This is a genomic window from Veillonellales bacterium, from assembly GCA_039680175.1.
Lineage (GTDB): Bacteria > Bacillota > Negativicutes > JAAYSF01 > JAAYSF01 > JBDKTO01.
Genome location: JBDKTO010000026.1, coordinates 1 through 26,351 on the forward strand (window position 1 = coordinate 1; position 26,351 = coordinate 26,351).

29 protein-coding genes and 2 pseudogenes are annotated in these 26,351 nt (G+C 46.4%); 26 read left to right on the forward strand and 5 right to left on the reverse strand.

Features of this window, described 5'->3' with window-relative positions:
• The first annotated feature begins 78 nt into the window (after positions 1 to 78).
• The 15 genes and pseudogenes from ABFC84_04350 to ABFC84_04420 all read left to right on the forward strand — a co-directional run bounded on the left by ABFC84_04350 (position 79) and on the right by ABFC84_04420 (position 11,982).
• Positions 79 to 1,020, forward strand: coding sequence for a dihydrodipicolinate synthase family protein (locus ABFC84_04350; GenBank protein ID MEN6411986.1), 942 nt, complete (start codon positions 79 to 81; stop codon positions 1,018 to 1,020).
• Between the two features lie 13 nt (positions 1,021 to 1,033).
• Complete coding sequence (locus ABFC84_04355) at positions 1,034 to 1,759, forward strand: phosphate propanoyltransferase (GenBank protein ID MEN6411987.1); 726 nt, start codon at positions 1,034 to 1,036, stop codon at positions 1,757 to 1,759.
• The gene (locus tag ABFC84_04360) at positions 1,741 to 1,995 is read left to right on the forward strand and encodes a EutN/CcmL family microcompartment protein (protein ID MEN6411988.1); all 255 of its coding nucleotides are present in this window, start codon (positions 1,741 to 1,743) and stop codon (positions 1,993 to 1,995) included. Before ABFC84_04355 ends, ABFC84_04360 begins: the two co-directional genes overlap by 19 nt.
• A 15-nt stretch (positions 1,996 to 2,010) precedes the next feature.
• Positions 2,011 to 3,483, forward strand: coding sequence for an aldehyde dehydrogenase (locus ABFC84_04365; protein ID MEN6411989.1), 1,473 nt, complete (start codon positions 2,011 to 2,013; stop codon positions 3,481 to 3,483).
• Positions 3,484 to 3,496: 13 nt separating this feature from the next.
• Positions 3,497 to 4,423, forward strand: a pseudogene (locus ABFC84_04370) (4Fe-4S dicluster domain-containing protein).
• Between the two features lie 204 nt (positions 4,424 to 4,627).
• Positions 4,628 to 4,810: pseudogene (locus ABFC84_04375) on the forward strand (biotin/lipoyl-containing protein).
• A gap of 23 nt (positions 4,811 to 4,833) precedes the next feature.
• Positions 4,834 to 5,376, forward strand: coding sequence for a BMC domain-containing protein (locus ABFC84_04380; protein MEN6411990.1), 543 nt, complete (start codon positions 4,834 to 4,836; stop codon positions 5,374 to 5,376).
• Between the two features lie 48 nt (positions 5,377 to 5,424).
• The gene (locus tag ABFC84_04385) at positions 5,425 to 5,814 is read left to right on the forward strand and encodes a BMC domain-containing protein (GenBank protein MEN6411991.1); all 390 of its coding nucleotides are present in this window, start codon (positions 5,425 to 5,427) and stop codon (positions 5,812 to 5,814) included.
• Positions 5,762 to 6,031, forward strand: coding sequence for a BMC domain-containing protein (locus ABFC84_04390; GenBank protein MEN6411992.1), 270 nt, complete (start codon positions 5,762 to 5,764; stop codon positions 6,029 to 6,031). Before ABFC84_04385 ends, ABFC84_04390 begins: the two co-directional genes overlap by 53 nt.
• Positions 6,032 to 6,090: 59 nt before the next feature.
• Positions 6,091 to 6,369: a BMC domain-containing protein gene (locus ABFC84_04395; protein MEN6411993.1), complete on the forward strand. Its 279-nt coding sequence runs from the start codon at positions 6,091 to 6,093 to the stop codon at positions 6,367 to 6,369.
• Between the two features lie 50 nt (positions 6,370 to 6,419).
• The gene (locus ABFC84_04400) at positions 6,420 to 7,193 is read left to right on the forward strand and encodes a fumarylacetoacetate hydrolase family protein (GenBank protein MEN6411994.1); all 774 of its coding nucleotides are present in this window, start codon (positions 6,420 to 6,422) and stop codon (positions 7,191 to 7,193) included.
• A gap of 24 nt (positions 7,194 to 7,217) precedes the next feature.
• Positions 7,218 to 8,438, forward strand: a complete 1,221-nt coding sequence (locus ABFC84_04405) for an acetate kinase (protein MEN6411995.1) — start codon at positions 7,218 to 7,220, stop codon at positions 8,436 to 8,438.
• Positions 8,439 to 8,578: 140 nt separating this feature from the next.
• Entirely contained in the window at positions 8,579 to 9,904 is a 1,326-nt protein-coding gene (locus ABFC84_04410) for an MFS transporter (protein MEN6411996.1), read from the forward strand.
• A 32-nt stretch (positions 9,905 to 9,936) separates the two neighbouring features.
• The gene (gene rhmD, locus ABFC84_04415; protein ID MEN6411997.1) at positions 9,937 to 11,142 is read left to right on the forward strand and encodes an L-rhamnonate dehydratase; all 1,206 of its coding nucleotides are present in this window, start codon (positions 9,937 to 9,939) and stop codon (positions 11,140 to 11,142) included.
• A gap of 213 nt (positions 11,143 to 11,355) precedes the next feature.
• A complete protein-coding gene (locus ABFC84_04420; GenBank protein ID MEN6411998.1) occupies positions 11,356 to 11,982 on the forward strand; it encodes a hypothetical protein in 627 nt (208 codons plus the stop codon).
• A 169-nt stretch (positions 11,983 to 12,151) separates the two neighbouring features.
• On the opposite strand, the gene ABFC84_04425 is transcribed toward ABFC84_04420, so the two are convergent.
• Positions 12,152 to 12,451 carry a hypothetical protein gene (locus ABFC84_04425; protein MEN6411999.1) on the reverse strand — a complete coding sequence of 100 codons (300 nt, stop codon included), beginning with the start codon at positions 12,449 to 12,451 and terminating at the stop codon, positions 12,152 to 12,154.
• On the opposite strand from ABFC84_04425, the gene aroF reads away from it, so the two are divergent.
• The 9 genes from aroF (at position 12,438) to ABFC84_04470 (ending at position 21,037) form a co-directional block, all read left to right on the forward strand.
• Positions 12,438 to 13,439 (forward strand): 3-deoxy-7-phosphoheptulonate synthase, encoded by a 1,002-nt coding sequence (gene aroF / locus ABFC84_04430; GenBank protein ID MEN6412000.1) that lies wholly within the window; start codon positions 12,438 to 12,440, stop codon positions 13,437 to 13,439. The two genes, ABFC84_04425 and aroF, sit on opposite strands and share 14 nt — an antisense overlap.
• Positions 13,440 to 13,452: 13 nt before the next feature.
• Positions 13,453 to 14,730 (forward strand): 3-phosphoshikimate 1-carboxyvinyltransferase, encoded by a 1,278-nt coding sequence (aroA, locus tag ABFC84_04435; GenBank protein ID MEN6412001.1) that lies wholly within the window; start codon positions 13,453 to 13,455, stop codon positions 14,728 to 14,730.
• Between the two features lie 21 nt (positions 14,731 to 14,751).
• Entirely contained in the window at positions 14,752 to 15,585 is an 834-nt protein-coding gene (gene pheA / locus ABFC84_04440) for a prephenate dehydratase (GenBank protein ID MEN6412002.1), read from the forward strand.
• Between the two features lie 19 nt (positions 15,586 to 15,604).
• Entirely contained in the window at positions 15,605 to 16,747 is a 1,143-nt protein-coding gene (aroC, locus tag ABFC84_04445; protein MEN6412003.1) for a chorismate synthase, read from the forward strand.
• A gap of 255 nt (positions 16,748 to 17,002) precedes the next feature.
• Positions 17,003 to 17,728 (forward strand): amino acid ABC transporter ATP-binding protein, encoded by a 726-nt coding sequence (locus ABFC84_04450; protein MEN6412004.1) that lies wholly within the window; start codon positions 17,003 to 17,005, stop codon positions 17,726 to 17,728.
• 45 nt (positions 17,729 to 17,773) lie between these two features.
• Entirely contained in the window at positions 17,774 to 18,592 is an 819-nt protein-coding gene (locus ABFC84_04455; protein ID MEN6412005.1) for a transporter substrate-binding domain-containing protein, read from the forward strand.
• The gene (locus tag ABFC84_04460; protein MEN6412006.1) at positions 18,577 to 19,263 is read left to right on the forward strand and encodes an amino acid ABC transporter permease; all 687 of its coding nucleotides are present in this window, start codon (positions 18,577 to 18,579) and stop codon (positions 19,261 to 19,263) included. The genes ABFC84_04455 and ABFC84_04460 overlap by 16 nt, the downstream gene beginning before the upstream one ends.
• On the forward strand, positions 19,260 to 19,910 hold the full coding sequence (locus ABFC84_04465; protein ID MEN6412007.1) for an amino acid ABC transporter permease: 651 nt from the start codon (positions 19,260 to 19,262) through the stop codon (positions 19,908 to 19,910). Before ABFC84_04460 ends, ABFC84_04465 begins: the two co-directional genes overlap by 4 nt.
• A gap of 224 nt (positions 19,911 to 20,134) precedes the next feature.
• The gene (locus ABFC84_04470) at positions 20,135 to 21,037 is read left to right on the forward strand and encodes a LysR family transcriptional regulator (GenBank protein ID MEN6412008.1); all 903 of its coding nucleotides are present in this window, start codon (positions 20,135 to 20,137) and stop codon (positions 21,035 to 21,037) included.
• 588 nt (positions 21,038 to 21,625) lie between these two features.
• Here the strand turns inward: ABFC84_04470 and ABFC84_04475 are convergent.
• The 3 genes from ABFC84_04475 to ABFC84_04485 form a co-directional block, all read right to left on the reverse strand.
• Positions 21,626 to 21,748: a hypothetical protein gene (locus ABFC84_04475; protein ID MEN6412009.1), complete on the reverse strand. Its 123-nt coding sequence runs from the start codon at positions 21,746 to 21,748 to the stop codon at positions 21,626 to 21,628.
• A 5-nt stretch (positions 21,749 to 21,753) separates the two neighbouring features.
• On the reverse strand, positions 21,754 to 22,884 hold the full coding sequence (rsgA, locus tag ABFC84_04480) for a ribosome small subunit-dependent GTPase A (protein MEN6412010.1): 1,131 nt from the start codon (positions 22,882 to 22,884) through the stop codon (positions 21,754 to 21,756).
• 177 nt (positions 22,885 to 23,061) lie between these two features.
• Positions 23,062 to 23,334, reverse strand: a complete 273-nt coding sequence (locus ABFC84_04485) for a CD3324 family protein (protein MEN6412011.1) — start codon at positions 23,332 to 23,334, stop codon at positions 23,062 to 23,064.
• Positions 23,335 to 23,790: 456 nt separating this feature from the next.
• Between ABFC84_04485 and ABFC84_04490 the strand changes: the two genes are divergently transcribed.
• Both ABFC84_04490 and ABFC84_04495 read left to right on the forward strand, forming a co-directional pair.
• On the forward strand, positions 23,791 to 23,916 hold the full coding sequence (locus tag ABFC84_04490) for a hypothetical protein (protein ID MEN6412012.1): 126 nt from the start codon (positions 23,791 to 23,793) through the stop codon (positions 23,914 to 23,916).
• Positions 23,917 to 24,101: 185 nt separating this feature from the next.
• Entirely contained in the window at positions 24,102 to 25,124 is a 1,023-nt protein-coding gene (locus ABFC84_04495; protein MEN6412013.1) for a virulence RhuM family protein, read from the forward strand.
• 103 nt (positions 25,125 to 25,227) lie between these two features.
• Here the strand turns inward: ABFC84_04495 and ABFC84_04500 are convergent, their stop codons facing one another.
• The gene (locus tag ABFC84_04500) at positions 25,228 to 26,328 is read right to left on the reverse strand and encodes a response regulator (GenBank protein MEN6412014.1); all 1,101 of its coding nucleotides are present in this window, start codon (positions 26,326 to 26,328) and stop codon (positions 25,228 to 25,230) included.
• Positions 26,329 to 26,351 lie beyond the last annotated feature (23 nt).

Sequence of the window (26,351 nt, forward strand, 5' to 3'; positions counted from 1 at the left end):
GGATGGCGGATTTAGAGGATTCTAAAGAATCTCAAGTTGACTCTCAGAAAAATATACTAGATGGGGGAAGTGACATAATTGTTCATACCAAGTGGAGTTAATGCAGCAATGGCGACGCCTTTCACCAAGGATGGCTGCATCAATGAACCAGTACTGCGCCAATGGATTGATTTTATGATTGAAAATGGTATTAGTGGATTGTTTCCAATTAGTTCCGTAGGAGAATTTTTCCATCTATCTCTGCAAGATAAGTACAAAATGATGGATATTGTTGTTGAGCAGGCAGCTGGCCGTGTTCCGGTTTTTGCGGGAACTTGTTCGAGTGCGACCGATACTGCAATAAAACTGGCAAAATATGCCGAGAAATTGGGCTGCGCAGCAGTAGTAGGGCTAGCCCCGCATTATGTAACATATCCGCAGGAGGTGGTTTACAAACATTTTGAAAAACTTGCCGGATCGGTAAATATCAGTGTACTTATGTATAACATTCCTGCCTTTACTACGCCGATAAATTTGGAAACCTTCGAGAAGCTGCTTACTATTCGCAACATTGTCGGTATTAAGGATTCCGGCGGCAACATGAATTACTTAATCCATATGATCGATCTTGCACGTCAACACGGACGCGAAGATTTTGCAGTGTTTACAGGCTATGATGATATGCAATATTCAGCGCTGGATATTGGGGCTGCCGGATGCATCAGCGCAGCCAGCGGCGCTGTTCCTGAAATTTCTACTCGAATTTATCGTGAATACAAAACAGGTAATAGAGAAAAAGCACTGCAGCTTCAACAGTCGCTCTGGCCTGTACTTCGAACAATGGCTTCCATTCAATTCCCGTTAGGCTATAAGCTGTCGCTGGAAGTTAGGGGATTTAATATGGGAGCGCCACGCCTGCCAATTGACGAAGTTGATAAGTACCATTATTTATCAGTACGAAAAAAGCTTCAGGAGCAGATGGGAAAACTACTCGGATCGAGACTGGTGGCAGCGAAGCAACCGTCGACATTTGTTAGATAGAAGGTGAAATCAGATGAATGAATTATTGATAAAAAAGATTACCGAACAAGTACTAGCTGAACTAAAAGCAAGTCCGGTAAAGGGAGAAGTTCAAGTAAAGGAAGCAGCCAACCAGCAGCTGGCTGCTGCTGGCCCTGCACCGGCTATTCCGGTAGGAGTATCGGCCAGGCATCTGCACGTTTGCCAGGAGCAGCTTGAAATTCTGTTTGGCAAGGGGCACAAATTAACAAAACTCAAAGACTTGCCGCAGCCGGGTGAATATGCCGCAAAGGAAACTGTTACGCTGGTAGGTCCAAGGCTTAGAGCGATTGAAGGCGTTAGAATATTAGGCGATTTACGACCTGTTACCCAAGTGGAAATATCTCGAACCGATGCTCGCTATCTCGGTGTTAAACCCGTGGTAAGAAGGTCGGGGGATACTGCTGGTTCACCGGGAATAACCATTGTGGGGCCAGCCGGTTCGTTACAACTGGAGGAAGGCGCAATTGTAGCAAATCGGCACATCCATATGAATCCGATTGATGCCCAGCGCCTTGGCGTTAGTAACAATGAGGAAGTAGATGTAAGAGTTTTAAGTGCTAAACCTACCATCTTTGGTAAAGTGCAAATCCGCGTTTCAAGTAATACCAATCTATATATGCACATTGATGTAGATGACGCGAATGCGGTAGCTTTCGACAATAACGCATTTGTCGAAATTTTGAAGGTGGAGGTGTCAAAATGCTGCTGGCAAGGGTAACGGGAATTGTTGTTGCGACAAGGAAGATGGATTCACTGGTTGGCGCAAAGCTCCTAACGGTTCGTCCGGAAAATAGCAAAGATGAGATCGTAGTTGTAGATTATCTTGGAGCCGGTATCGATGACGAGGTTGTTGTCGCACTGGGAAGCGCGGCGAGAGTAGACGGTAATATGCAAAACCGCCCGGTTGATGCCTTAATCGTCGGTATTCGCGATATTCCAAGTGAAAAGAGATAAAGCGGGGTGTTTACGATGAATATCGATGAAGAGAGAATTGCCAATATAGTTGCCAAAGTATTGATGACTATGCCGCAAGGAGCGGCAGCACCTCAACCCGATATTAATGAGGATGTTTATGCAAGAACGGGAAAATTTGGTGCTGTTGCCGCTCAAGGCACTGTTTCCCGACAAGGAAGCGAAGGTGTATTCGCGGATATAACTGCTGCAATAAAAGCGGCAAAAAATGCACAACAGCAGCTTATGACTCTGAGTCTTGCGGAACGCGGTAACATTATTGATGCGATTCGCAAGGCAAGTATTGATAATGTTGAAACAATTGCTCGTATTGCAAATGAAGAAACAGGGTATGGCCGTGTACCTGATAAGATTCAGAAGAAATTAAATGCAGCCCGTTTGACTCCGGGCATTGAAGATATCAAGGTTGAAGCAAAAACGGGTGATGGCGGTCTGGTATTAATTGAAAGAGCGCCGTTTGGCGTTATTGCATCGATTGAACCGGCGACTCATCCCGGTTCTTGTATAATCAACCATGCTATTTCAATGATTGCTGCCGGCAATTCCATTGTACTGCTGCCTCACCCCAAGGGAATTCGCACAGCCATTGAGATGACTAAGCTGTATAACCGTGCAATCGCAGCAATGGGCGGACCGGAAAACCTGATTGTTGTTGGTGATAAAGTAAGCATGGACAATTTCAATACGGTTCTTAGTCATCCGGACATTGATTTGATCGTAGCTACCGGTGGCCCTGATGTAGTTAAGAAAGCCTTGAGCAGCGGTAAAAAGGCCATCGGAGCCGGTCCCGGCAACCCTCCGGCTGTAGTCGATGAGACGGTAGACTTAAGCTACGCGGCGAAATGTATTGTCGATGGTGCCTCCTTTGATAACACTGTTTTGTGCATCGCTGAGAAAGTAATTATTGCGGTGGATAAGATTGCGGATGAACTGTTGTTCCATTTAGAGCAAAACGGCGCTTATCTCGTAAGAGATGAGAATGACAAGGCTAGATTAGTTGATCGCATTTTACCTAATGGAGAAAAATTTGCGCCTGATATGATTGGCAAGGACGCGGCATTAATTTTAAATGCTGCCGGAATTGCGGCGAGTAATGACATCAGAATAGCAGTTGCCGAATTTAATGGGGAGCATCCATTGGTAATGAAAGAACAATTGATGCCGGTAATACCTTTTGTACGAGTAAAAGATTTTGACGAAGCGTTAGCTTTAGCGGTAAAGGTTGAGCAAGGTTTTCACCACACAGCTGTAATCCACAGTCAGGATGTTACGCGCATTACTCGCTATGCCAAGGCTCTCAAGGTCGATATTATGGTGGTTAACGGACCGAGCGGAGCCGGTTTGGCGGTTGGGGCCGAAGGTCACTATTCCCATACTATTTCAAGTCCCACCGGTGAAGGTATTTGTACTCCGAAAACATATACCCGGGAAGAAAGAACTGTAATTGTAGGTTCACTTTATACGGTATGAAGAGGTGGCTGTTATGTCTGGTACGCTTCTAGAGACTATCAAGTCAGCAGGTATTGTTGGCGCCGGCGGGGCTGGATTTCCCACCTGGATGAAACTCAAAGGCAGTCCGGAGACCATTATAGTAAACGGTGCGGAATGTGAACCATTGCTGCGTGTCGACCAAATGCTAATGGTCAAATATGCACAAGAGCTTACAGCTGCATTAGCAGCGATTGTTGAATTCACAGGAGCTAAAACCGGTATATTCGGGCTAAAAAAAAAGTATAGTCAGGCTATCGCCCAGTTGGAATCCGCAATAAACGCACTCCAAAACTCTAACCTTAAAATATGCCTCTTGGACGATATTTATCCGGCTGGTGATGAACAGGTTTTAGTATATACCGTAACCGGAAAGCATGTTCAGCCAGGACAAATCCCTCTAAGTGTTGGGGCGGTGGTTATCAATGTTGAAACGCTGTTGAATATTTATAGGGCACTTCAAAACAAGCCGGTTACTCACAAATTTGTTACTGTAGCCGGTGCAGTTCATAAACCCTGCACTGTGAAAGTGCCGCTAGGAATGGTCATCAGCGAGCTTCTTAAAATTGCCGGCGGCCCAACCATTGATAATTTTGTGTTGATAAATGGCGGACCCTGCATGGGAAAACAGACGCAACCTGGCGAGGTCGTAACCAAAACGACGAAGGGTATTCTGGTTTTACCGGAAGATCATCCCGTTATCATTGGCCAACGGCGATCCTTCAGCGTAAATCTGAAACGCGCGCTAAGCGTTTGCAGTCAATGCCAGCGGTGTAGTGAATTATGTCCGCGGCATCTGCTGGGACATCCGATTCGGCCTCATATGGCTATGCGAATGGTAGCGTATGACAAACCGGATCTATCCGCTGTAAAAGAAGCAATGTTATGCTGCGAATGCGGCGCCTGCGATTTATATGCTTGTCCTTTTGAATTATCGCCAAGGCAAGTCAATCGGATGTTAAAGGAACAAATACGTAAAGCTGGCCTCAAGATCAGCTGGGTGGGCCAGGACTGTCAGCCTCATCCGGCAAGAAGCTATCGCCTTATTCCCATAAAGAGATTGATCAACCGTTTGGGGTTACATGATTATGATGTACCGGCACCCTGGTATACTGAAACATTTAGCATAAATGAAGTTAAGTTACCGCTTCTGCAGCATATCGGATCCCCGGCTGAACCGATTGTTAAAGCAGGCGATGCCGTTAAGACCGGACAGGTCGTTGCGGAAGTTCCAGCCAACGTATTAGGCGCCAATATTCATGCCAGCATTGACGGGGTTATTACAGCAGTTGACCGTGAAATTACCATTGGCAAGACAGGAGGCATTTGAAGATGCAGCATGCAGTAGGTGTAATTGAAATGAAAAATATAGCCAAGGCGTATCTTGTCGCAGATACTTGTTTAAAATCCGCTGCAATAACGCTTCATGCCAAAACAATGTGCCCCGGTAAGTTTCTAATTATCGTCAGCGGTGAAATAAGTTCGGTAAAGTCATCGGTTGAGGCTGGCTGTGCGCTTGCCCGCAACGATATCACCGATTCTATCATACTGGGCAATATCGATCAAAATGTTCTGCGGGGAATGATGGGGACTGCAGCTGTTAAGGAATATGGTGCGATTGGTGTAATTGAAACCTTCACCGTTCCCGCGGCAATCAAGGCAGCGGATATGGCAGTAAAAACCGCACAAGTAGACGTAATGGATGTTAGAACTGCTCAAGGTTTGGGCGGAAAAGGCATTGTATATATCACGGGATCGATCGGCGCAGTCCAAATGGCAGTTGATGCAGTGAGTAAAGACATTGCCGCAGAAGGCGTTTTGGTTGATGCCGTTGTAGTTTCGTCTCCTGATAAACAGTTACTATCATTGATATAAGTGCCTCGAAGCTGTTTCTGAATCTATAAGGCGGAAGGAGGAGAATGGATGAGTGGTGCTTTAGGCCTGATTCAAGTAGAAGCTTTAAGTGCGGCTTATGCTGCTGCAGATGCGGCGCTTAAAGCAGCCGATGTTACTATAGTCGGCTTAGAACGTGTCAAGGGCGGCGGGCTGATGTTGCTGAAAATAACCGGCGACGTTGCCAGTGTGCAGGCTGCAGTTGATTCGGGATTGCTCATAGCAAGAGCAGTTGGTAAAAATGCTGTCGGACATGTGATTGCGAGAACGGCTTTACCGATTATTCCGGTTAAAACTGAAACTGAAGAATCAAAAAAAGAACAGGAAGAACCAAAAAAATCGTTAACAACGAAAGGAGATGCTACGAATGTCGAATGCGCTAGGAATGGTAGAAACAAAAGGCCTAATAGCAGCAATTGAAGCAGGTGACGCTATGCTGAAAGCGGCTAACGTAGAGCTGATCGGCTATGAAAAAATCGGCGGAGGCTTTGTAACGGTTATGGTACGCGGCGACGTCGGTGCGGTTAAAGCAGCGGCAGAAGTCGGCGGTCAAGCAGCACAACGCTTGGGTGAATTGATTTCCGTCCATGTAATTCCTCGTCCGCATACCGATCTTGAGAAGATTCTTCCTAAATAGATTTTGGTCTTAAGCAACATTAAAATAAATTATTTTAAAAATGAAAGGGAGATGCAAAAATGGGTAATGAAGCTTTAGGAATGGTAGAGACAAAAGGTCTTATCGCAGCAATTGAGGCAGGCGATACGATGCTGAAAGCCGCCAATGTAGAACTGATTGGCTATGAAAAAATCGGTGGAGGCTTTGTAACGGTTATGGTACGCGGCGATGTCGGTGCAGTTAAAGCAGCGGCTGAATCCGGTGGTCAAGCGGCACAACGTTTGGGTGAATTGATTTCCGTCCATGTAATTCCTCGTCCGCATACCGATCTTGAAAAAATCCTGCCCAAAAGCAAATAAAATGCTGCAAAAGGTAGTGGGGGTATCTTGTAACTGAGGAGGAATTTTCTATGCCGATCTTTGTTTGCTATAAGCACGGTGATATAACTCATAGCGGTATACTGACTCAATTTGGACAGCAAAAGGTTGTGGCTGAAATTGACGGCAGCTTTTATACACGATGGAGTGTAACCGGCAACTATCATCCATTGGAGGAAGTAGAACTGCAAAGCCCGTGCACCCCGACTAAGATAATCGGTGTAGGCGTTAACTATTATAGTATGGCCAACGCCCTAGCTGTTGAGATACCGTCCACTCCTTTATTCTTCTTAAAACCGGCATCCGGAGTGACCGGACCTGATACGAACATCATCCTTCCGGGCATTTCGCGGCAGGTGGATTATGAAATCGAGCTAGCGGTAGTTATAAAAAAGCGCGGGTACAAAATTGTTCCGTCGGAAGCCATGGATTATATACTGGGGTATACTTGTTCCAATGATGTTACTGCCGTTGATTTGCTGGAATCCGGAAAGCCGTGGCTGCTTCCTAAGGGATTTGATACATTTACCCCATTAGGACCTTATATTGTTAGTGATATTAATCCTGACCGGCTGTACATGGAAACTTATTTAAACAATAAGCGCTTGCAGAGCGGATCTACGCGGGACATGATTGTCAAAATTCCCGAACTGATCGCTCATGCCTCAAATATCATGACACTTGAGTCGGGAGACGTGTTACTGACAGGTACTATTCCGGGGAAAGGAACATTGCATGCTGGGGATCAGATCGTTATCTCGATTTCGGATATCGGTTCAATGAAAAATACGGTTATTAGCTCATAATGTCAGCAGACGGGGAGGGATCATGTGAATATTTTAGTAATCAATTGTGGCGGATCGTCCATCAAGTATCAATTAATTGATATGGATGAAAAGCTTGTTTTAGCAAAAGGCTCAGTAGAGCAAATAGGATCCCCCAAAAGCGGTTTTAATTTTAAAAGCAACGATAATTATATTGTAAAGAAAGACATCTTTATCGCTGATCATGAGACAGGGTTAAAAATGGTTCTTACCGCATTAACTGATCCTGTATGCGGAATTATAAGCAGCTATAGCGACATAGCGGCAATCGGGCATCGCGTTGTACATGCGGGAGAAAAATTCAGTGGTTCGGTATTAATTACGCAAGAGGTTATTAATGCACTAAAGGAATGTATCGAGCTGGCGCCATTGCATAATCCGCCCAATATAATGGGAATTGAGCTGTGTGAGAAAGCTATGCCGGGTATTCCTCAGGTAGGGGTTTTCGATAATGCCCTGCATCGGAACTTAAAACCTCACGTCTATCTTTACGGACTGCCTTATCGTTATTACAACGATTACGGTATCCGTCGCTACGGATTTCATGGAATTTCCTTTACATATATGATTGAAAGGGCCAGTGAAATAGTTAATGTACCTATTGCAAAACAGCGCATTGTATCACTGCAGCTAGGCAGCGGTTGTACTGCCAATGCCATGAAGTGGGGCGAGTCGGTTGACGTTTCGACAGGGTTTACGCCTTGCGAGGGCCTGATTCAGTCAACCAGGTCGGGTAATATTGATCCGGCGATTATTACTCACATCATGCGAAAGTTTAATCTAAGCCCCGATCAAATGGATGATATTTTATATAAACAAAGCGGCTGGCTAGGGCTGTCAGACACAACTGCCGATTTCAGAGACGTAGAAGCAGCGGCTGATGCAGGCAATGAACAGGCGCAGATCGCAATTGATGCCTTTGTGTATAGTACCAAAAAGTACATTGGGGCGTATGCCGCAGCTATGGGCGGTATGGATTTGCTGGTTATTGCCGGCGGGGTTGGTGAAAAGAACGCGATGGTTCGTGCCAAAATTTGTCATGATTTAGACTTTTTGGGGATTAACTTTGATGATCAAAATAATAACCAATTGGCTGGCGAAGGTGTCATCACCAGCGCGGCTAGTAAAGTTCCGGTAGTGGTAGTCAACACGAATGAAGAAATAATTATTGCCAGAGAGACCGCTGGGATAATGAAAACTTTAAAAGAAAGGTTTGTTAGTTCATAAAAGGGGATATATCATCGTTGATTGAATTCGTTGCAGTATATGCTTAATTATTTGAACATTTTAAATTGAATTAATTGATGTACAGGTTGCTATCGGATAATAGGCTATCGATAAAATTATAGGTGAGGAGTGTGCTACATATGGCATCGATGATTAACAGAGGGTTAGCCGCAATTGCGATGGATAAGGCGCAAAAAAGGATTGTCCCGTTTATTTTGCTCATGTATGTACTTTCTTTTTTAGATCGTGCCAATATCGGATTTGCAAAACAAGCTTTTCAGCTTGATACGGGGGTAAGTAATGCCGCTTATGCAATGGGGGCGGGTATCTTTTTCATAGGCTACGCAGTTCTTGAAGTTCCAAGCAACATTGCTATGTATCGTTTTGGGGCAAGAATATGGTTGTCCAGAATAATGATTACCTGGGGAATTGTTGCTGCCAGCTTTGCATGGTTAACAACAGAGCCTTTGTTCTTAACCGGACGATTCCTGCTTGGTGTTTGCGAAGCCGGGTTCTTCCCGGGCATCATCTATTACCTGACTCAATGGTTTACTGCTGAAAAACGTGGGGCTGTTACAGGCCTATTCTACATGGGCGCGCCGCTCTCGTTTATTTTCGGGGCACCGCTCTCCGGTATACTTTTAGATCTAAACGGTTTACTGGGTTTTCACGGCTGGCAATGGCTGTTTGTTGTAGAAGGCGTACTGGCCAGTATTGTAGGCGTTTGGACTTTATTTTATCTTGATGATAAGCCAAGCGATGCAAAATGGCTTAATAATGAGGAAAAATCAGCTCTTAACGCGGCAATAGATGAAGAAAATACCAATAAACCAACAGGTCATGTCGGTGCATGGAAAATTCTCGGTAATGCTAAAGTGATTTATCTTGCCCTTATTTATTGCACAATCCAGATTAGTGTTTATGGATTTACTTTCTATTTACCCACACAGGTATCCGGTTTATTAGGGGTAAAAGTAGGTACTATGGTTGGTGTTGTAAGTGCAATTCCCTGGTTATGCGCATTGGTCGCGACGATAATTATTCCTAAATACTCCGACCGGTCCGGTAAACGTGGCGTTTTGGCTGCTATATTAATGGTCTGCGGCGGTTTGGGGCTATACGGCTCAGCTACAAGTTCCCCGGTAATCGGCCTTATTGGATTAAGCGTTGCAATATCAGCCTTCATTACCGTCCAACCAGTTTTCTGGACAATCCCTACGAAGTTCTTAAGTGGCGTAGCCGCAGCAAGTGCGATTGCCCTTATTAACGCAGTTGGAAACGTAGGCGGCTTTATTGCGCCGAATTTAAGAGCTTGGGCGGAACAAACCATCAGTCCTTCCGCCGGTTTATTTGCCCTTGCTTCAGTATCTTTCCTGGGAGCGGTACTTTTATTTGCTGCACTTTCAATGGGAATGGGCAAATCGGAAGGAGCAAGGATCGAAGCGGTTCATAATAATAAGGTCTAATATAAATGGGTAGTAAAAGGAGGAACTTTGTAATGAAATTACCAAAGATCAAAGAAATTCGCGCCTATTTTATGGGAGGAGCGACTGCGGAAAAAGGCAGTGGCGGCGGTGATTATCATGATCAAAAAGGGAATCATTGGATTGATAATCATATTGCCACACCAATGAGCAAGTATAAAGAGTATGAACAATCCCGCCAATCCTTTGGAATTAATGTATTGGGTACCTTAATCGTTGAAGTCGAAGCTGACAATGGCATAACCGGTTTTGCAATTTCCACGGGTGGAGAGATGGGATGCTTCATTGTTGAAAAGCACCTTAGTCGTTTTGTTGAGGGAAAATGTGTGTCCGATATTAAATTAATTCATGACCAGATGCTCAATGCAACTTGGTACTATTCCGGTGGCGGCGGTATTGTGATGAATGCGATTTCGTGTGTAGATAATGCATTATGGGATTTATATGGTAAAGTACTCGATATACCTGTTTACAAATTATTAGGCGGGGCCGTTCGGGATGAAATTCAGTTTTACGCTACCGGTGCTAGGCCGGATTTAGCGAAGGACATGGGGTTTATTGGCGGGAAAATGCCGACTCATTACGGTCCGCACGATGGCGATCAAGGGATACAGAAAGATGCTGCTATGGTTGCGGAATTTCGTAAAAAGTGCGGCCCTGATTTCTGGCTGATGCTGGACTGCTGGATGAGTCAAGATGTAAATTATGCGACTAAATTGGCACATGCCTGTGCGCCATACAATTTAAAATGGATTGAAGAATGCTTTCCTCCCCAGCAATATGAAAGCTACAAAGAGTTAAAACGCAATGCACCGCAAGGAATGCTGGTAACCACAGGTGAGCATCATGGTAATCTTGAATCGTTCAGAATGCTTTCGGATCTCGGGTTAGATATTTTACAGCCTGATGTAAGCTGGTGTGGTGGCGTAACTACTTTGACTGAAATTGCAGCCATTGCCAAATCACGGGGGCAATTGGTCGTGCCGCATGGTTCTTCCGTTTATTCGCATCATGTTGTTATTACGTTTACGAATACACCATTTAGCGAATTTTTGATGACAAGTCCGGATTGCTCAGCTCTTCGTCCTCAATTCGACCCGATTCTGATTAATGAACCTGTTCCTTTAAATGGCAGAATTCATAAGACGGTTTTAGATCGTCCCGGATTTGGTGTTGAGTTGAATCGTGAGTGCAAGATGAAGCGGGCCTATACTCATTAAATAATTCATTATATGCTCTGCTGCTCAATAACTGAGTAGCAGAGCTGGTTTTTTTAGTGGATATACTATACGGTTATTAAATCTTTGTTTATATTGCACAGCAGCCGCCGTATTACACCTAGGTGATTCATTTATTGCAAATTAATTGGGTGAAGTGGTAAAATATTATTATAACCAACGGTAAAAATATTCATTTATAGGGGGCTCTCGACAATGAAGGATCAATTTTCGCTTTTAAAGGAAAAAGCAGTAGAGTATTTCAGTTTTATGGCCATTACTGCGATAGTATTACAAGCTCCTTTTATTGATATTTTAATATTGAAGAATCCCATTACGGAAATTTCTTTGACAGAATGTTTAGGGGAATTTTTTTTGGCCGTTATTATTGGTATTTATACTTATCTTGCGATTCGATGTCCCAAAATTCGGTACGGTATGATTTTAATCGCTGGATTTTTTACCTGTATGTTAATTCGTGAGTTTGATTTTTTCTTTGACAGTATTTCGGTATCATGGTGTTATATTGCAATGGCCATTACCGTAGTTTGCATTATCTTAGCCATCAAAAACAAGGAAAGTACGGTGCGTGGTTTAGCTGATTTTTGCCGGGGAAAATTTTACTTCATTATGGTTTGCGGGTTAGTGAACCTCTTCGTTTTTTCCCGTCTGCTTGGCATGGGACTATTATGGCGCCATCTCCTCGGAGATTTTTATGTCCGCATAGTAAAAAATGCAGTGGAAGAAGCCACTGAATTATTTAGCTATACCCTTTGTCTAATCGCCTCTGTAAAATATGCTCGTGTTACTTTGAGCAGGAAGTTCGGTAATTCAGCCATATAGTGAATATATATCTGAAGAGGGTATAATTAATAAAGTATAAGTACGGGACAGAGTGGGGCAGTAGAATGAGACAATATTCCTGTATAGCGACAGATTTATCTTGACAACGTTACACAAGAATACTATAATTTTATTATTGTAGTATTCTATTGTGATATATAGATCATGTTCAGAGGGGAATGTTATCATGGAGAGCGGGCAAACGGCTTGTCAGTTGCATAGCGGTTTTTTCTTTAGCTTTTTTAGCCAAGGCTATTATTTTAGCGCTGGCTATTTTGCGTTGGGAAAAATCGAATATGCGGCAAACTTTTTGAAGAATCTCTGCCATGACCCCGAAGATATAGAATGCTGTTGCTAAGTATGATATAGTAAAATGCATATCCGCCAGAGAGAAGAGGTTCTTACTAAAAGAACCTCTTCTCTTTTTTTCGCGGGACAATTGAGGAGGAGAGAGTATGTTGGTTGTCATGAGAACGGGAGCTCCCCGGGAAGAAGTGGAAAAGGTTCATGCCAGATTGATGCAGATGGAGGTGGAAGTTTCCCGCATTGAAGGGACGCAGCAATCTGTTTTTGCCTTAGTGGGGGATACCAGCAAACTGGATTTAGGCGCTGTCGCCGCTAATCCCCAGGTTGAAAAAATTATACGGGTTCAGAAGCCTTATAAATTGGTCAGCCGAATTTTTCATCCGGCTGATACGGTTGTTGAAATCGGCAGCTGCAAAATCGGCGGCGGACACAAAGCAGTGATCGCCGGACCCTGTTCGGTAGAAAGTGAAGAGCAAATGATCCATACGGCTTCCCTGGTCAAGGGCTATGGCGCTGCCATGCTGCGGGGCGGCGCTTACAAGCCTCGTTCGTCACCTTATAGTTTTCAGGGAATGGGGGAAGACGGACTGAAGTTATTGGCGAAAGCCAGAGAAGCTACCGGGCTGCCTTTTGTAACGGAAGTGATGGATCTGGAAACTTTTGATCTGGTAGAGGAATATGCGGATTTGGTACAAATCGGTGCGCGAAACATGCAGAATTTTCCACTTTTAAAGCGGGCCGGCAAAAGCGCAAAGCCGGTTCTGTTAAAAAGAGGATTAAGCGCCACGCTGGAAGAATTTCTAATGGCTGCCGAATATATTCTTTCCGGCGGCAATTCTCAGGTGATTTTGTGTGAACGGGGGATCAGAACTTTTGATACCTATACCAGAAATACCCTTGATATAAGCATTATTCCGGCAGTTCAGGAACTAAGCCATCTGCCGATCATTGTCGATCCCAGTCATGCCTGCGGCAAGTGGTCGATGGTGGAGACACTGGCTAAAGCCGCGATGGCCGCCGGCGCTGACGGGCTGATGATTGAAGTTCACCATCAACCCGAACAGGCTTTATGTGACGGAGCCCAATCGTTAAAGCCGGAAAAATTCGGGCGGCTCATGTCTTCCGTACAGAAAGTTATGGCTGCTGTGTAAAGGAGAAAAGCGTATGCTTGTAATTAACAAAATCGGCAAAATTTCCGGCAGAATCACGGTGCCCGGCGACAAATCAATTTCCCACCGGGCGATTATGCTGGCTGCCATCAGTTCGGGCAGAAGCGTAATCGAAGGTTTTTTGAACGGACAGGATTGTCTCAGTACCATGAATTGCTTTCAGGCTTTGGGTATTGACATTCAACAGACCGGACAGCGGGTAGAAATACAGGGCAAGGGGCTTTATGGCTTGCAGGAACCTACGAATGTACTGGATGCGGGAAATTCCGGCACTACCATGCGGCTGATGTCCGGTATTTTGGCCGGACAGAATTTTATGAGTATTATCACCGGTGATTCATCCTTGCGGCAGCGGCCTATGGCCAGGGTCACCGCGCCGTTGCAAAAGATGGGAGCGCGGATTGACGGCCGGGTTACCGGTCAATATGCTCCCTTAGTGATCCGGGGCGGCGGTTTGCAGGGAATTACCTGGCAAACGCCGGTAGCCAGTGCCCAAATCAAATCGGCGGTATTATTGGCCGGCCTCTATGCCGCCGGCAAAACCACGGTGGAAGAGCCAATGGTATCACGGGACCATACCGAACGGATGCTGGCCTGCTTTGGTATTCCGGTTGAGCGCAGCGGCGCGGCAGTTACTGTCGGTAAGGGCAGGCTGGAAGGGCAGCGGATCAAAGTACCGGGGGATATTTCTTCGGCGGCGTTTTTCCTGGCTGCCGCCGCTGCCCAGCCGGGGGCGCAGCTGGTAATTCAAAATGTGGGACTCAATCCTACCCGGACCGGCATTATTGACGTATTGCGGCAAATGGGCGCCGATATTCGCCTGGCCAATGTTCAAAGCAGCGGCGGAGAAGAAGCGGGCGATTTGATTGTAACAGGCGGCGAGCTTCACGGTACGGAGGTAACCCGGGAAATGATCCCCCGGCTGATTGACGAAATTCCGGTACTGGCGGTAGCGGCCGCCCTTGCTCACGGCGTTACCCGGATTACCGGAGCGGAAGAATTGAAAGTCAAAGAATCAAACCGGCTGGCGGCCATGGCGGTGGAATTGGGGAAAATGGGCGTCGCCATTCGTGAATTGCCGGATGGGCTGCTGATTGAAGGACCGAATCAGATTAAGGGCGCTGCGATCAACAGTTATCATGATCATCGCATTGCCATGGCGATGGCTGTTTGCGGCCTGTTTGCCCAGGGGGAAACAAGAATTGCCGACAGTGACTGTATTGACATCTCTTTTCCTGGTTTTGGCAAATTATTACAGCAGATTACTCAATAGGATATCACGAGGGGTGAATATATGAAACTTGGTTATCTTGGACCGTCTGGCTCATATAGTTATGAAGCGGCCTGCCGCTATGCGGCAAAATCTGGGGAGAAAGCAAAATGTATACCTTTCTCCGGCTTTGCCGCTATTATTAATGGCGTGGAGCAGGGCAGGCTGGACAGCGGGATACTGCCGGTGGAAAATTCCACCTACGGAGCAGTGGCTAATGCGATGGATATGCTGCTTAACCTATGCAAGACCGCAATTTGCGGTGAAATGATTCTTGACATCGAACATTGTCTGCTAAGCAGCAGCCCGAATATCAATGAAATTCAATATGTCTACTCTCACGAGCAGGCGCTGGAACAATGCCATAACTTTTTTTCCGAACGTTATCCTCATATTAAGCAAATTCCTTGTTCCAGTACGTCGCAAGCTTGCCAATTGGCGAAAAAAAATGGCGCCGCTTACGGCGCTGTGGCAGGGAAGACGGCGGCAGAGCTCTATAACCTTTTAGTTGCCGAAGAAAACATTCAGGACAATGCATTTAATCAGACACGTTTTTTAATCATCGGCGGGAACCGATTTGCTCCCACAGGCTGGGATAAAACCTCGCTTGCTTTTGCTTTTCCCGGTGATTGCCCGGGAAATTTATATAAAATATTAAAATTCTTCGCCGACCGCAATATAAATTTGACTCGCATTGAATCCAGGCCGGCGAAAAACACGCTGGGAAAGTATGTTTTTTATATTGATTTTCTAGGACATATTCAAGCTGACGCAAATGCCAGCCTGTTGGAAGAAATTGAAGAACAGGTGGAATGGCTGAAAATACTAGGCTCTTATCCAATGGATACAAGAGAATAGCGGGACAGGAGGATATAGCATGATGCGTTATTTGACAGGCGGCGAGTCCCATGGTTCAGGCTTGATCGGGATGATCGAAGGTTTTCCCGCCCGGGTGGGAATGGACATTGCGGCAATCAACCGGGATTTGGCCCGCCGCCAGCAGGGTTACGGCCGCGGCGGCCGCATGGCAATTGAAACCGATAAAATCCAATTTCTATCCGGGGTGCGAGGCGGCAAGTCTCTGGGCAGTCCGATTAGTTTCAGCATTGCCAATAAAGATTATGAGAACTGGATTCCCTATATGAATCCGGTAAAAATTGAAAGCGACGACAAACAAGTGACTGCTCCCCGGCCGGGGCACGCTGACTTGCCGGGAAGCATCAAGTATGGTTTTGACGATATTCGCAATGTGCTGGAGCGAAGCAGCGCCCGGGAAACGGCCGTCCGGGTAGCCATCGGCAGTATTGTCAGGCAGCTGTTGCAGAACTTTAATATTGCGGCTGCCTGTCATGTGGTCAGCATCGGCGGTATAGCTGCCGGTGTTTCTAACTACTCTTTTGCCGATTTGGCACGGGCCGAAGAATCACCGGTTCGGGTGGTTGATCCACAGGCGGAACAAAGAATTATCGAACGGATTGATCAGGCCAAACGGGAGGGTGAGTCATTAGGCGGTGTATTTGAAATTGTGATTACCGGTGTACCGGTAGGGCTGGGCAGCTATGTGCAATGGGATCGCAAGCTGGATGGTCGCTTGGCCTATGCTTTGCAAAGCATCCAGGCGATTAAAGGCGTTGAATTCGGCGGCGGCTTTGCCTGCGCTTCCCGGCAAGGCTCAGCGGTTCATGACGAAATATTTTATAGCCCGGAGCAAGGGTATTACCGCCGGACCAACAATGCCGGCGGCATTGAAGGGGGCATGTCCAACGGCCAGGATATTGTAATCCGCTGTGCCATGAAGCCTATCCCGACATTATACAAGCCCTTGCGGACAGTCGATATTAAAACAAAAGCGTCTTGCACCGCTGCCGTCGAACGCAGCGATATCTGCGCGGTGCCGGCGGCGGCTGTTGTCGGCGAGGCCGCGGCCCTTACGGTGATTGGCGAAGAATTTTTAAGAAAATTCGGCGGCGACAGTCTGGAGGAGATAACAGAACGATGGGAGCAGTGGGAAAGGCAATAAAGCTGTACACGGGAAGAATGATTTTTGCTGATGAAAGTAAACGATATTCGGCGATTATTGAAGGAATATTTACTATATAAATGATAATTGATGGGTATGTTTAAATTGGCTGTGTGACAAAATTCTGATAAAGTTGTAAAATAAATAAACATAGTATTAATTGAATTATTTTGGCAATGGAGCCAAATAATTATCTGTTAACAGATAATTATTTGGCTTTTTTCATTTTCCAGTTGATTCAAAAGGAGGAACGGAATGATTAAATTGGCGGGAATCCATAAATATTTTGGTTCACATCATGTTTTAAAGGGAATTGATTTTTCCGTCGACAGCGGTGAAAAGGTGGTGGTCCTTGGACCCAGCGGGTCGGGGAAAAGTACGCTGATTCGCTGCATCAATCTGTTGGAAAAGCCGACCAAGGGAACGGTGACGATCGACGGCGTGGACATTACGGCGCCCAACGCTCCGGTGACCAAAATCAGGGAATCGGTGGCAATGGTATTTCAGCAGTTCAATCTATATCCACACAAGACGGTATTGGAAAACTTAACGCTGGCTCCCATACTGGTGAAAGGAGTTTCCAAAGCGGAAGCCATTGATTCCGGGCTGGCATTTTTAGAGCGGGTGGGGCTGAAGGAAAAAGCCAAGGCCTATCCATCTCAGCTGTCCGGTGGACAGCAGCAGCGGGTGGCAATTGCCAGAGCGCTCAATATGCATCCGCAAATTATGTTATTTGACGAGCCGACTTCGGCACTGGACCCGGAAATGATTCAGGAAGTGCTGGACGTAATGGTCGGTTTGGCCAATGAGGGAATCACCATGGTCGTTGTTACTCACGAAATGGGGTTTGCCCGCCGTGTCGCCGACAGAGTCGTGTTTGTGGATGAAGGGGAGATTTTGGAACAAGGGACGCCGGAGCACTTTTTTACCAATCCCGAGCACGAGCGGACAAAATTGTTCTTAAGCCGGATCGTTCATTAGACGGCCTTGCCGTTATGAAAATAATAAATAAGGAGATGTCAGATTATGAAAAAGGTATCTATTTTGGCGGCTGTTTTTGTAATGATTATGAGTTTGCTGGTTATAGGCTGCGGTTCAAGCGGTTCGAATTCCAATGCCGGTAAAGACAGCGGGCAGGCCGCTGATATTAAAGCGATAAAAGACAGAGGAGTTTTAAAAGTCGGCGTGAAAGTCGATGTTCCGAAGTTCGGCTTTAAAGATCCTGCCACCGGAAAAGTAGACGGTATGGAAATTGATTTGGCGAAAGCAATCGCTAAGAAAATTCTGGGAGACGAAAATAAAATTGATGTGCAGGCAGTAACCGCCAAGACCCGCGGGCCGCTTCTGGATAATGGTGAAGTCGATCTGGTTATCGCTACCTTTACGATTACCGATGAACGGAAGCAAAGCTATAATTTTTCCGACCCGTATTTTACCGACGGTGTTGCTTTGATGGTTAAGAAAAACTCGGGTATTCAGAGTCTGAAAGATATGAACGGCAAAAAGATCGGTGTGGCTCAAAGCGCAACCAGCAAAAAAGCCATTCAGGATGCAGCGGCGAAAGACGGCGTGAAAGTCAGTTTCCTGGAATTCGGCACGTATCCGGAAATTAAAACAGCCCTGGATTCCGGGCGGATTGACTGCTTCTCGGTTGACGGCGCTATTTTATTTGGCTACCTGGATGATTCCACCGTTATTCTGGCTGACCGCTACACTCCCCAGGAATACGGCGTAGCATCGAAAAAAGCGAATACCAATCTGGCTAAAGTAGTCAATGATACTATTAATGATATGAAGAAATCCGGCGAATTGGATAAACTGATTCAAAAGTGGGGTCTCAAATAGTGAACGGACCGTTTGCTTGGTTTAAGTGGGAGGCTTTGTTCCGGGACTGGTCGGTATTCGCTGAGGGCTTTGTCGGAACGATTCTGCTTTCCCTGCTCGGGTTGGCACTGGCACTGGCGCTGGGCATTCTGTTCGGCGTGCTGGGCACGGCGCAAAATAGGCTGCTTCGGGCTATCAACCGGGTGTATGTGGAATTTATTCAAAATACTCCGCTGGTTATTCAAATCTTCTTTTACTATCATGGTCTGCCTCACTTAGGGGTTATGCTGCCGGTTTTCTCAGTGGGGGTTTTAGGGGTAGGAATCTATCACGGCGCTTATATTGCCGAAATTGTCCGGGCGGGAATTCAGGCTACACCCAGAGGACAGATGGAAGCGGCTTTGTCCCAGGGATTTTCTTACTGGGGAGCCATGCGGCATATTATCCTGCCGCAGGCGAAGCGTCTTGCTTATCCGCCGCTGACGAATCAGGCGGTGAGTCTGATTAAGAACACGTCGGTGCTGGCTATGGTTGCCGGCGGCGATTTGATGTATCACGCCGATTCCTGGTCCAGCAACAATCTTTATTATGGCCCGGCGTACATTGTTACCGGCTTGCTGTATCTTTCAATTTGTTTTCCTCTGGCCAGTTATGCCCGGCGTATGGAACGTAAGCTGGAGGTAGCCTTATGATTCAAGACGTATTTCAGCTGGAAATAATCGGCTTTTTGGGACAGGGATTATTAATTACATTGTATATTGCCGTCGGTTCTATTATTCTCAGTACGATCTTCGGCACTATCCTGGGGCTGGCCCGGTTTTCCGGCCACTTTCTCCTTGGCAGGATTGCCACGTTTTACATTGAAGTGGTCCGCAATACCCCGCTGCTGCTGTTTATTTTGGCAGCTCGGTTTATGACCACTCTGCCGCCGGTTTTTGCCGGCATTACCGCCATGACGGTGTTCACGTCCGCCATTATTGCCGAAATTGTCCGGGGCGGCCTGAACTCCATCCATAAAGGACAATGGGAAGCAGCCAAGTCCCAGGGACTTACGTACTACCAGACTGTCGTCCATATCATTTTGCCCCAGGCACTGCGGAACATGATTCCGCCGCTGGTTTCCCAGTTTACCACGGTCATCAAGGACACGTCCTTTGTCTGGGCGGTAGGTATTGAAGAACTGACCGGCAAAGGCATGATCATTATGGGACGGTATGGAACGACGGAACAAGTATTTACTATCTTTGGCATGATTGCACTGACGTATTTTGTATTGAATTACGCCCTTTCCGTTGTGGCTCGCAATCAGCAGCGAAAGATGGCTTGCCGGAGCTATTAACGGCAATAGAAAGCAGCAAACAGGAAGAAAGAACTGCCGGCATTGTGACGGCAGTTCTTTCTTCCTGTTTGCATTTTTGCAATTTCTGTTCCGGTATCAGTATATGTGAAATGCGTCAATGGGGAGGTATTGCACCGATAAAGACGAAACATGATATACGGAGCTTAATCAGCTGACAGGAAGCATTGTCTTAATAACGGCGCCGCTTGGAGGATAATTAGTAGATGGATATTCAACTATTTCAAACATTTTTGTTAGTAGCAAAATTGAACAACATCACGCAAGCTGCCGAGCAGTTGAATTTTACGCAGCCAGCAGTCACTGCTCAGATTCGAACCTTGGAAGAGCATTATGGGGTTCTCTTATTTGAGCGTATTGGCAGGAAGCTTTATATTACTGAAGCCGGGCGTGAGTTGGTTGTACAGGCAGAAAAACTGCTGGTCGTTTACGGCGACGTTAATACCGTCATGCAAAGCTTCTCTGATTTGAATACTCCCATAAGAGTGGGAGCATCGACTACCGCAGCCAGCTATATTCTTTCACCGGTATTGTTGGACTTTCAAAATCGTGGAATTGTCGGTTCAGTACTTGTAGATATTTGTACTAATCTTTCCGTAACCATAGAAGGACTTATGGATAATACTTTTGATATAGCGATTGCGCACAATAAAATTAACAGCAGTCAAATAATCCAATTTGAATTGTACAAGGAAAAATTGATAGGGGTAGCCAGCCGTGATTTGGCTGCCGCAAATAATAATTCACGGGATATAAGCCAGTACCCTTTTATTAATTTCCGCCCGGGGTGTGTGTATCGAACTAAGGTCGAAGAAGCAGTACAGGAAAAAGAGGTTCATTCCTTTATCGAATACAGCGACGCTGAGGCCATTAAACAGGCAGTGCTGGATGGAGTGGGTGCAAGTATCCTGCCCTTCGTCCTGGTAGAGCCGTTTTTAGCGAATGGAGCACTGATCGAACTTACTAGTGCGCCGCAGCTCACGTTCGTTATGTCGCTTGCTTTTCGTAAAAGTAAAGTGCTAACACCAGCCATGAGATCACTCCTTTTTATTTTTACGGAACACGCTAATATTCCCAATGGCCTCACAGAATATCTCGACGCCCAATAATAAAAGTTTTTTATCGTTTTGATAACTAAACGTAATTTCTCTTGCCCCTTAAGGGGAATTATAATTTAAGTAAGAAGATTAAGGGGGAAAAAGTGATGCGCGCTTGTAGTTTTGTATGCCTGATCAGCCTTATATTTTTAATTATTGATCAGTTTTACCGTGGACTGAACTGGGAAAAGCTATTCATCGGCGGCCTTGTAGCTGTCGCCATATGGACGGATTGCGGACGCTGGTTTCGCTATAAGCTAAGACAGAGGAAACACGTTTAAACGGCTGTATCGGCGAGCTGACAAGGGGGCAGGTTATTGGTCATTGCTTGTCTATTATATGTACCATGACCGTGCCTTTCCACTCCGGCGTGAGTCGGCGGCGGAACTTGTTCAGTTCGTTGCGAGAAACTACAAGGGGAAAACTAATAAAAACATGGGGCAGGAATACTGTTTTTTAAAACAACATTTCCGCCCCCTTGTTTTAGTTACAATTCCGCCTATTCCAAGTTGAACTCCGGCGCAAACTCTACTCGACCCTGTACCCCATCGAGTCCGCCTTCCGTCAGTTCGCATGCCATGAACACATCTGCCGGTAGTTTTAAATCCGATCCTGCTCGTCATGATTTGTATGTTCGGCGCAGGCGAAGGCCGTCCGCACCAATTCATAAACATTGTCATAATCTTCCGGTCGTTCTTGACGGATCAGTACTTTCATTGTCATCGTCATTAAAACTTCCGTTTCTTGTTTGCATTCTTCATCAGCCGACGTGCATTTTTCCTGCCGCCGACGTCGGCGAACATCACGGACAGCTTTTCCTCCTCGATCTGGCGCGAATTCATGCCGGCATAGCGGGATTCCTGCCGCAGCTTGCGCCACGAATTCAACCTTGCTGCCGACAGCCGCCCATCTGCCACCGCCTGCAATACCGCACAATCCGGCTCCTGTTCATGGGAACAATTACTGAAACGGCAATCGGCAGACAGTTCAGTGATGTCGGCGAAAGCAGACGCCATGTCCGCTCCTTCAAGAGCCAGTTCTCGCATTCCCGGTGTATCAATGACGATACCGCCTCCCGGCAGTATGAACATCTCGCGGCGGGTTGTTGTGTGCCGGCCTTTACCGTCCCTGCGAAGATCCCCGCTGACCAGTTCATCACTTTCCAGCAGCCGATTGATCAGCGTAGACTTGCCAACGCCGGACGAACCGATAAAAGCCACAGTCCTGCCCGGCTCCAGATATTCTTTTAATGCTGCGGCACTGTCTTTCTCCAGACTGGACACTGGCAACACCGCCGCGCCACAGGTGCTGTGCGAAATTTCAACCAGCCTGGCCGGCAAGTCATCGCACAGGTCGGACTTGGTGAGCACTACCACCGGCAGTGCACCACTGTCCCAAACCAGGCTTAGATAGCGTTCCAGCCGCCGGGGATTGTAATCGCTGTTTAGGGCCATACAAATAAATACTGTGTCCAGATTGGCGGCTATCATCTGTTCTTGCCCTGCCGTTCCGGCTGCCCGTCGGATCAAAGCGCTATGCCGCGGCAACACTTTCCCGATCAATGCCGGATCGTCGGCTCCATGGTCCAGCAGTACGAAATCACCTACTGCCGGAAAGTCTGCCGGCCGTAACGCCGTATGACGCAACCGTCCGGCGACAACAGCCATCACCGCTCCCGTCTCTGTCAGGACCTTATACCTATCCCGATATTGCGCCGCTACTCGGCCGACCACAGCACAGTTTTCGGCGGCCTCAGGCGGGACCTCGCTTAACCCTAAATATTTCAAATCCATCTCGTTCACACCCTTGCGAGTTAGACCGATCGTGTCAAAATACATCCCTTTTTCCACGTCCATCATGGCATTCTGCCAAAACGGACGCAGCGCTTCGGGAACACCTGCCTCAAATTCCGGCTATCCATCTGCTCATCTCCCCCCTAACTCGCAGTATAGCATATCTCTTTGTCACTGGCTGTCTCCATCTTGTCTCGGAAAAGAAAAAGAGCCGGGAGGAACATCTTCCTTCCGGCTCTGTGCCTATTCTGTGCCTTGCTTTGCCACAATCTTGTACACTGTCTTCGGTGACAAGTAGTATACTTCCGCTAGTTGGCGTACGGATGCGCCGTTTTGGTATTGCCGACGGATCGCCGCATTGCGGCACAGGGTAATTTGCCGGCTTGCCGTGCCTTCGCCCCAAGTGCGCTGGCAACCTTCCCGGCGCGGAACATATAGATATTCGCCGTCGACGTATTCCTGAATGGCCTGCAGCAATTCTTCCGGCAATACGTCCTTGGCCGTCTTGTAGCCCATGCCGCTCCCTCCTGAATTTCACTTAGGATTGAGCAAAGGCCATCACAAGTTTTATAGTTCGCTGCGACAGCCTTTGCTACGCACGAACCACAGACTCCAGCATACTGATAAGTCATTCTTCCTTTCCTTATATTATACCAATATGATATTCATTTTAGGCGTGGCTGTCAATAATCTGCTATTTTATTCGTCAACGCAGAAGAAATGGAGACAGGGAGAAGGTTTTTTAAAACAGAATTCCCTCAGGAACGAGGTCGAGTAGAAGCGCACCGTGAGATATGCTTCTACTCGACTTTTGTTTTCGGTAAAAATATTACTGGTTTTGTTGTCAGCTATTTTTTAAAATTTTCGGGGATAGTTTCTTGCTTGTCATAGGAAAACATTTGTAAATGTAGAAAATATAGATAAAAGCGTAGTTCCTTGTCATTTTTTTGTTGAGGTGAAAGTAGGGATGCTATGAACAGGAATGAGACGGTCAGAAGTGTCGGGCTGGCGGCGCTGCTGCATGATGTGGGGGGAATTTGCTACCGTGCTGGCGACAGCAGTCAGGAGCACTCGATATTAGGGAAAAAATTCATGTAGCCTTTTTACAAGTTGTTGACGATGGAACCATTTTAGATTCCATTGCCATTCATCACAGCGGGCATCTGAAAAGAACTGACAATAGACGGATAAAAGTGTTTTTCCATATACAATTACAATTAAGCAATAAAAAGGTAAAGCCAGTCATTGATGAAGTAATATATGGGTAGGAGGTGAAACCGCAGGTGGACAATAAAAAGCTGCAAATTCGCAACAGTACGGTTGATTTTCTGGTTTTTACAAAGGACTCCGGTGAGGATTCCATAGAAGTTCGTGTCCAGAACGGCGATGTGTGGCTGGTCCAAAAAGCGATTGCACAATTATTTGATGTAGATCGTAGCGTCATTACAAAGCATTTAAAAAATGTCCTTGAGAGCGGTGAGCTTGACAAAAAATCAACTTGTGCAAATTTTGCACAAGTTGCGGACAACGGCAAAACCTATCAGTATAAGTATTATTCGTTGGCTGCAATTATAGCGGTGGGCTATCGGGTGAATTCACAGCGTGCCACACAGTTCCGGCAGTGGGCAACAAAGGTATTGGATGCTTTCGCAAAACAGGGCTATGTGTTGGACAAGAACCGCTTGATAAACGGACAGATCTTCGATGAGGAATACTTCGACCACTTGATTTCTGAAATTCAGGAGATCAGAGCCAGTGAAAGACGCTTCTATCAAAAGATTACTGATATCTATGCAACGGCGGTGGACTATTCCCTTGACAGCCAGATCACCCATGATTTCTTTGCTACAGTGCAAAACAAAATGCACTATGCCGTTCATGGTAATACGGCAGCGGAAGTGATTGTGGGACGTGCTGACCACAGTAAGGACAATATGGGATTGACTACATGGAAGAATGCACCTGCCGGAAAAATTGTGAAAGCAGATGTTTCTATCGCAAAGAATTATCTTTCCCAAGACGAGATGCAGGAACTGAACGAGATAGTAACCATGTACCTTGATTATGCTACACGGCAGGCAAGGCGGCACATTCCCATGACTATGGCTGATTGGGCAAGTAAGCTGGAGGCTTTCCTGAAATTCAATGATGCAGAGATATTGCAGGATAAAGGTAAGGTTACGTCAGAAATAGCAAAAGCCTTTGCAGAAAGCGAGTTTGAGAAATACCGTGTTTTGCAGGACAAGCACTATCAGAGCGATTTTGACAGGCTGATTGCTGAAAGTGGAATGGGTGAGAAAGACTGATAATTTTGGTAAGACTTTGTTTTTGTCAATCCTCCCCAAATTCTTATCGGGATCAAGGGGACGCTCTTTTTGCTTCCCTGCCTTACAGCTTAAAAGTGAATTTTTAAATATTGTTATATTTCTTCGGCAGACTGAAATAAAAAGTCGCTCCTTTATTGACGGCGCCGGTGATCCAAGCTTTGCCGCGGTGCCGTTTCACTATTTTCCGGCTGATGGCCAGGCCGACGCCGGATCCTTCGAATTCATTGCCGGAGTGGAGCCGCTGAAAGACTTTAAACAAGCGGGAAGAATAGCGCATGTCAAAGCCGGCGCCGTTGTCCTTCACGGAAATGATATATTCGGCATTGTTTTCGGCGGCCGCGATTTCTATTTTTGGCTTCTCGGTACGGCGGGTATATTTCAAGGCATTGGAAAGAATATTGGCGATCAGCAGTTTGAGCATGACAGGATCTCCCCGGACAGCCGGCAGCGGATTGATCGTACATTCTATTTGCCTTGGCGCTTCCAGCTTCAGGAGTTCGCTATATACTTCCCGGAATAAGGATTCTAAAGGGATCATTGCGATGTTCATTTCCATTTCGCTCATGCGGGAAAATTCCAGCAAATGATCGATAATGTTGATGACTTCTTTCGACTTTTCCCGGATGTTGGCGATCAGTTCATGACCGTCGCTGTCCAGCTTCATTCCATAGTCGGCAGCCAGATATTCGCTGAGCTTGCCGATTGACAGCAAGGGGGCTTTTAAATCATGGGAAACGGAATAGCAGAAGCTGTCCAGTTCCCGGTTGGCCTGCAGCAGGGATTCGGTTTGTTTTTTCAATTTGATATGGGTGTGGACCCGGGCCAGCAGTTCCGAGATGTTGAAGGGCTTGACCACATAATCCTGAGCACCCAGATCAAAACCTTTTTTGATGCTGTCCTCATCATTGCTGGAGGTTAAAAAGATAACGGGGATACTGCTGCAATCGGGATCGCTTTTCAGTCGGCTGCAGACTTCGAAGCCGTTCATTTCCGGCATATAGACATCCAGCAGAATCAAGTCGGGCCGGTGCTGGTGAATTAACTTTAATGCGGTGCCGCCTTTTGTGGCAATCCTGATTTTAAAATTGTTATCCCGGAGTACCGATACGGCCGATTCTATATCTTCCGGCGTATCATCCACCAGGAGTATTTCCGGTGACTGAGGCGCTTGAGTATATTCCAAAGGGTACCATCTCCATTATTTTC

Excerpts from the sequence above, each read along its gene's own strand:
- ABFC84_04355 (MEN6411987.1), top strand. The coding sequence starts at position 1,034 with ATGAATGAATTATTGATAAAAAAGATTACCGAACAAGTACTAGCTGAA.
- ABFC84_04360 (MEN6411988.1), top strand. The coding sequence starts at position 1,741 with ATGCTGCTGGCAAGGGTAACGGGAATTGTTGTTGCGACAAGGAAGATG.
- ABFC84_04365 (MEN6411989.1), top strand. The coding sequence starts at position 2,011 with ATGAATATCGATGAAGAGAGAATTGCCAATATAGTTGCCAAAGTATTG.
- ABFC84_04380 (MEN6411990.1), top strand. The coding sequence starts at position 4,834 with ATGCAGCATGCAGTAGGTGTAATTGAAATGAAAAATATAGCCAAGGCG.
- ABFC84_04385 (MEN6411991.1), top strand. The coding sequence starts at position 5,425 with ATGAGTGGTGCTTTAGGCCTGATTCAAGTAGAAGCTTTAAGTGCGGCT.
- ABFC84_04390 (MEN6411992.1), top strand. The coding sequence starts at position 5,762 with ATGTCGAATGCGCTAGGAATGGTAGAAACAAAAGGCCTAATAGCAGCA.
- ABFC84_04395 (MEN6411993.1), top strand. The coding sequence starts at position 6,091 with ATGGGTAATGAAGCTTTAGGAATGGTAGAGACAAAAGGTCTTATCGCA.
- ABFC84_04400 (MEN6411994.1), top strand. The coding sequence starts at position 6,420 with ATGCCGATCTTTGTTTGCTATAAGCACGGTGATATAACTCATAGCGGT.
- ABFC84_04410 (MEN6411996.1), top strand. The coding sequence starts at position 8,579 with ATGGCATCGATGATTAACAGAGGGTTAGCCGCAATTGCGATGGATAAG.
- rhmD (MEN6411997.1), top strand. The coding sequence starts at position 9,937 with ATGAAATTACCAAAGATCAAAGAAATTCGCGCCTATTTTATGGGAGGA.
- ABFC84_04420 (MEN6411998.1), top strand. The coding sequence starts at position 11,356 with ATGAAGGATCAATTTTCGCTTTTAAAGGAAAAAGCAGTAGAGTATTTC.
- aroF (MEN6412000.1), top strand. The coding sequence starts at position 12,438 with ATGTTGGTTGTCATGAGAACGGGAGCTCCCCGGGAAGAAGTGGAAAAG.
- ABFC84_04425 (MEN6411999.1), bottom strand. The coding sequence starts at position 12,451 with ATGACAACCAACATACTCTCTCCTCCTCAATTGTCCCGCGAAAAAAAG.
- aroA (MEN6412001.1), top strand. The coding sequence starts at position 13,453 with ATGCTTGTAATTAACAAAATCGGCAAAATTTCCGGCAGAATCACGGTG.
- pheA (MEN6412002.1), top strand. The coding sequence starts at position 14,752 with ATGAAACTTGGTTATCTTGGACCGTCTGGCTCATATAGTTATGAAGCG.
- aroC (MEN6412003.1), top strand. The coding sequence starts at position 15,605 with ATGATGCGTTATTTGACAGGCGGCGAGTCCCATGGTTCAGGCTTGATC.
- ABFC84_04450 (MEN6412004.1), top strand. The coding sequence starts at position 17,003 with ATGATTAAATTGGCGGGAATCCATAAATATTTTGGTTCACATCATGTT.
- ABFC84_04455 (MEN6412005.1), top strand. The coding sequence starts at position 17,774 with ATGAAAAAGGTATCTATTTTGGCGGCTGTTTTTGTAATGATTATGAGT.
- ABFC84_04465 (MEN6412007.1), top strand. The coding sequence starts at position 19,260 with ATGATTCAAGACGTATTTCAGCTGGAAATAATCGGCTTTTTGGGACAG.
- ABFC84_04470 (MEN6412008.1), top strand. The coding sequence starts at position 20,135 with ATGGATATTCAACTATTTCAAACATTTTTGTTAGTAGCAAAATTGAAC.
- ABFC84_04475 (MEN6412009.1), bottom strand. The coding sequence starts at position 21,748 with ATGACAATGAAAGTACTGATCCGTCAAGAACGACCGGAAGATTATGAC.
- rsgA (MEN6412010.1), bottom strand. The coding sequence starts at position 22,884 with ATGATGGACGTGGAAAAAGGGATGTATTTTGACACGATCGGTCTAACT.
- ABFC84_04485 (MEN6412011.1), bottom strand. The coding sequence starts at position 23,334 with ATGGGCTACAAGACGGCCAAGGACGTATTGCCGGAAGAATTGCTGCAG.
- ABFC84_04490 (MEN6412012.1), top strand. The coding sequence starts at position 23,791 with ATGAACAGGAATGAGACGGTCAGAAGTGTCGGGCTGGCGGCGCTGCTG.